The 4747-nt window shown below is 67.0% G+C and carries 5 protein-coding genes; 3 read left to right on the forward strand and 2 right to left on the reverse strand.

Annotated features, from left to right (window positions below):
• Positions 1-271 precede the first annotated feature (271 nt).
• From ACFYX0_RS42955 to ACFYX0_RS42965, 3 genes are all read left to right on the forward strand, one after another.
• On the forward strand, positions 272-736 hold the full coding sequence (locus ACFYX0_RS42955; protein WP_388980081.1) for a pyridoxamine 5'-phosphate oxidase family protein: 465 nt from the start codon (positions 272-274) through the stop codon (positions 734-736).
• 252 nt (positions 737-988) lie between these two features.
• Positions 989-1201, forward strand: coding sequence for a hypothetical protein (locus ACFYX0_RS42960; RefSeq protein ID WP_388980083.1), 213 nt, complete (start codon positions 989-991; stop codon positions 1199-1201).
• A 408-nt stretch (positions 1202-1609) separates the two neighbouring features.
• Positions 1610-3580 (forward strand): SpoIIE family protein phosphatase, encoded by a 1971-nt coding sequence (locus tag ACFYX0_RS42965; protein WP_388980086.1) that lies wholly within the window; start codon positions 1610-1612, stop codon positions 3578-3580.
• Positions 3581-3763: 183 nt separating this feature from the next.
• On the opposite strand, the gene ACFYX0_RS42970 is transcribed toward ACFYX0_RS42965, so the two are convergent.
• Together ACFYX0_RS42970 and ACFYX0_RS42975 are read right to left on the reverse strand one after the other, a co-directional pair.
• On the reverse strand, positions 3764-4087 hold the full coding sequence (locus ACFYX0_RS42970) for a hypothetical protein (protein WP_388980089.1): 324 nt from the start codon (positions 4085-4087) through the stop codon (positions 3764-3766).
• A 63-nt stretch (positions 4088-4150) separates the two neighbouring features.
• A complete protein-coding gene (locus ACFYX0_RS42975; protein WP_388980092.1) occupies positions 4151-4531 on the reverse strand; it encodes a transketolase C-terminal domain-containing protein in 381 nt (126 codons plus the stop codon).
• Between the last annotated feature and the right edge of the window lie 216 nt (positions 4532-4747).

Consider the following 4747-nt stretch of genomic DNA (forward strand, 5'->3'; position numbering starts at 1 on the left):
GCCCCCGCCCCCCCCGGGGGGGGGGGGGCCCCCCCGGGGGGGCCCCCCCCCCCCCCCCCCCCCCCCCCCCCCCCCCCCCCCCCCCCCCCCGGTCGGGTTCCGAGCTCGGGGACACGGTCCCCGGAACGGCCGTCCGTGCGGAGCGAACACTGACCGGGGTGTCGGCGCACAACGGGCGCCCAGCACGATCAAGAAGGCGCAACAGCGCAGAGCGAGCAGCCAGGGCTTCCGCGGCCCAGGCCATCGGCCCGCTGGGAAAGGTTGAGGAGCGATGGGAATAATCACTGAGGACATGCGGCAGATCGTCACCAGCGCCAAGCTGGCGTTCGTTGCGACGGTCTGCGAGGACGGCTCTCCGAACCTCTCCCCGAAGGGGTCTGTGCGGGTCTACGACGACGATCACCTGGTATTTATGAACATGGCCTCGCCCAACACGGTGGAGAACCTGCGGCACAATCCGCGGGTTGAGGTCAACGTGATCGACTTCCTGCTCAGGCGGGGATACCGCTTCAAGGGGACAGCCGAGATCCGCGGGGAAGGCGACCCGGTGTACGACTGGTCCCGCCAATGGGTGCTGAACACCCACGGCGATCCCATCTACCCATGCCACGAGGCTGTACTGATCCGGGTGGACCGGGTGCTGCGGGTGGACTCTCCCGCGTACACGTTCGGGCACGCGAACGAGGACGACCTGAAGCGTGAGTGGGCCGCCAACTACGGTGTGGCATACGTTTGATGCGACATCGGGCCGTCTGTCACGCAGGGGCGGCCGCAGATCACGGTCTGTGGCCGCCCCTGCGTGACAGACGTCTGTACCCCATGGTGATGCCCATGGCGATCTGTGTGGCAGTTCCGCAGGAGCAGGGTCGGGGACTTCGGGGTGCGCGGGGCGGAGAGGAACCGGGTGGAGAAGCTGCTTACAGTAAGGACGCGCAGATCAAGCTGAGCGTGGTCGCCTCCGAACATCTTCGGCGTCTCCGGCCGGGCGATGTCAGCCGCGCTGATCGCCGCGGATCGCGCCCAGGCGGCGCTCGCCCAGCTGGCCCGTTCCCGGATGCGCGGCAAGATCTCGGCGCTGGAGGAGGCGTTCACCGGGCACCACGCCTTCCTGCTGGGCAAGATGCTGGAACGGATCGATGCCATCGACGCCGACATCGTGAACTCGACGCGAAGATCGAGGAGATCATCGCCCCTTTTGTGAGCGCGGTGGAGCGACTGGATGGGATCGTTCGCACTCGCCTGGGCGGTCAACGGGCAATCGGGCTCCTCCCGCAGTCGGCATGGCTCAGGGCCCGCGTCGCTCCGCATTCGTCGCCGGGCTCTCTGGGCCGCCCTTCGAGGGCCCAGAGACGGCCCCGCTCATACACACGGCGGATTTCCAGCGGGCTCCGTTCACCCTCCGAGGCCTGCGATTTCTCCGAAATCTGCTGCTGTCGGGGGACACAAGGGGGAAATAGTGTCTGGACCCAGGCAACTCACCAGAGCGAGTCGGAGCAGGAGTGGAGCCGAACAGCTCTCCCGGCCTTGATCGGGTAATGCGAAGCCCCGGGAAGTCGAAGTAGAATGAACAGAGATATAACGTCGCTCGCTGATCGTCAGGGAGCGGTAGATGGACGCCTCGGACGAGCTCCTTCGAAGCGCCGACCCGTCGGCTCTTCTGACCTTGGACGGTGCCATCCGCAGCCTCAATGTTGCGATGGCCAGCAACCTGGGCAGACCACCGAACCAATGCGTGGGTCGTAACATCGGTGATCTGTTGCCCGCAAGTCAGCGGATACCAGCCGAGAGTCTCGTGGCACACGCCACCACCACGGGAACGGTCGCCATGCGGGTGCTGGAGTTCCCCGGGCCAGGCCATGCGCCCGTTGTCTGCTTGATCGAGGCGCGGGCAGTGGAGGATCCCGCCGGTGGCGAGCAGCTCGTGTGGGTGCACTCGTTGTACGCCGGGAACGACCTGAACGGTCTGTTGATTCCGTTCCGATTGGCAGCCAAGGCCGCCAATCTCGGTCTGTGCATGTGCGCCCGTGATGACCGCCAGGTGGAGTGGATGGGCGGCGCACCCGCCCTGGCGATGCTGTTCCCGGAGGGTTCCATGTCCTTGTCCGAGGTGGTGCGGCGAGCCCACCCCGATGACCGGCAGGCGCTGCGCCGGCTCATGCGTACGACCGCCCCCCAGTCACCCTGGATCAGGTTGCGGTACCTCGCTGAGCACGATGACTGGCGCCATCTGGCCTGCCAGGCCAGTCGGATCCAACTGGGGTTCGGCGGCCCTGTACGGACTTTCGCAGTGGTCCGGGACGACACCCAGCAGGGAGCGCGCCGACGGAGAGCGTTGGTCGCGTTGGCTGCTGAGCGGCAGCGCGCCGACGAGGTCGCTGAATTCTCCTCCGCTCTGATCACTGCGGCCACGGAGCAAGAACTGCAGCAGGTCATCCTGACACGGCTCGCCGCGACTTTCGGCGGTACCGGCGCGGTGCTGGCGTTCGTCGACGACGGCCAGCTACGCGTTCTCTCCGATGCCGGATTCCCGTTGCCGCTGGCCAAAGCCCTGCAAGACCTGTCGCTGGATGCCTCGAGCCTGCTGTCCCATGCCATCCGAACCGGCAAGCCGCAGTTCATTCCCAACCAGAGGCAATACATCCGCCACTGGCCACAAGGAGTCATATTGCCGTGGATCGACCAGCTCGGGGCCGACTTCGCTGCTGTGGTCAGTCCCCTCAGCCCGCTGGGCGAACAACCGGTCGGAGCCTGGTCGGTCACCTACGACAGTGAGCACCACTGGTCCCCGCACGAGCGTGCCCTCATCAGTACTCTGACCGACCTGGCAGGCCAGGCACTGAAGCGCATCAGGTTGCAAAAGGCACGAATCGAGCTGGCCACGGCGCTCCAGCAGACCATGCTCCCCAAGCTGCCTAAGCACCTCCCGGGCTTGGAGGTCGCCGCCCGCTACCGACCGAGCCAGGACGGGCTCGACATCGGCGGCGACTGGTACGACGCCTTCGTCATGCCCGACGGCGCGATCGCCCTGGAGATCGGCGACGCCCAAGGGCACGACGTGGACGCCGCCGCCTTCATGGGACAAGTGAGCTCGTCCATGCGCGCGATCGCCGCCCAAGAACCAGATCCGGGAACCGTGCTGACACGCACCAACGACTTGCTCATCACGATGGGCACCGCACGATTCGCCAGCTGCACCATGCTGCACATCGATCCACACGACGGCCAGGTCACCGGTACCAGCGCCGGCCATGTGCCGTTGCTGTACGCGCACAAAGACGGCAGCCACAACGTCTGTGAGCTGCCGGGCGGCCCGGTCCTGGGAGTCGTGCCCGACACCGACTACCACGAGGTGACCTTCACCCTGGACAGAGACAACGCGCTCGTCATGGTCACCGACGGCGTGTTGGAAGGGCCAAGCTTGACGCTGGATGCCGGACTGGAGCTGATCGGAACACTGGCCAGCGAAGCCCTCCACGACGGACTGGACGCCGAGGCGACCGCCGACCGAATCCTCGACGTAGCCGTCGCGGTGGGCCATATCGACGATGTGGCCGTACTGGTCATCCGACGTACAGGATGACATCCGCTACCGCGCGGAGCGCAGGCCGCGAGCCTTCTCCATACCGACCGATGGCCGACACGTTACCCCTTGACACAGCTGGGCCCGGACGGCGCTAGTCCTGCGGCCCCTTGACCGACGTGGCTGGTCAGGGGCCGCTCACCGCACCGACCCCAATCGAAGGCACGACTCGGAGATGGCCTGTCAGGACTCTTCCAGGGCTTCTCCGAACTCGCGGAGTACCTTGCTGTGCCTGTTACGGGCTATTTCATGCCCGATGGCGATGGTCAGCCCGACGGGCCACTCGATGATCTCGAGTGCAGCGAGGAGCCCAATCCCCGCCAGGAAGGCGAGCTGCTCCGTCGGCGGCAGTTCCACTCGCCGACCTGCCACATGGACAGTCACTGAATTGCGTGAGCAGACGAGGTCGGCCGCGGCGCCCGGCCCGGGGCCGTCGGATTTCGTCATCGCAACCGGCGCTGGGGCGGATTCGCTTCCGGGAGCACCCCGCTTGCTGACTGTGGTCATGATTCGATCCGTTCGTCGGCCTCTACCGGAACTCTGCTCAACGATCCTTGGCTACCTCCCTCCTCAGCCGGCAGCCACCAGTTCGCGTGCCAGCTGTGTGACGCGCTCAGGGGTGAATCCGAACTTCGTGAGCAGCTGTTTGAGGGGTGCGGAGGCACCGAAGGTGTGCATACCGACGATGGCCCCGCCGTCGCCGACGTACCGGTCCCATCCGAACGTGGAGGCCTCTTCCACCGCGACCCTGGCCGTCACTGCAGGTGGCAGCACCTGATCGCGGTACTCTCGCGGCTGGCGGTCGAACAGCTCCCAGCACGGCATGCTCACCACCCGGGACGCGATGCCTGCGGCGGCGAGTTCGTCGTGGGCGGTCAAGGCCAGGGACACCTCGGAGCCCGTGGCGAGCAGGATCACGTCGGGCTTGCCCGAGGGCGCATCCGCTAGCACGTAGGCGCCCCGTGCGACGCCGTCGGCCGCCCCGAGCCGAGTGCGGTCGAGGGTGGGGAGTGCCTGGCGGGAGAGGACGAGGGCTGCGGGCTCGTGGCGGAGGGCGGCGACGACTCGCCAGCGGCTTTCATACCCGTACGCTCGCTGACGTCCCGGTGGACGGGCGGCGGGTCAGGATCTCGGTCCGGCTGCGGCGTCTGGTATGCCGCGTGCGGG

This window comes from Streptomyces sp. NPDC002573, assembly GCF_042889625.1.
GTDB classification, from domain to species: Bacteria; Actinomycetota; Actinomycetes; order Streptomycetales; family Streptomycetaceae; genus Streptomyces; species Streptomyces gibsoniae.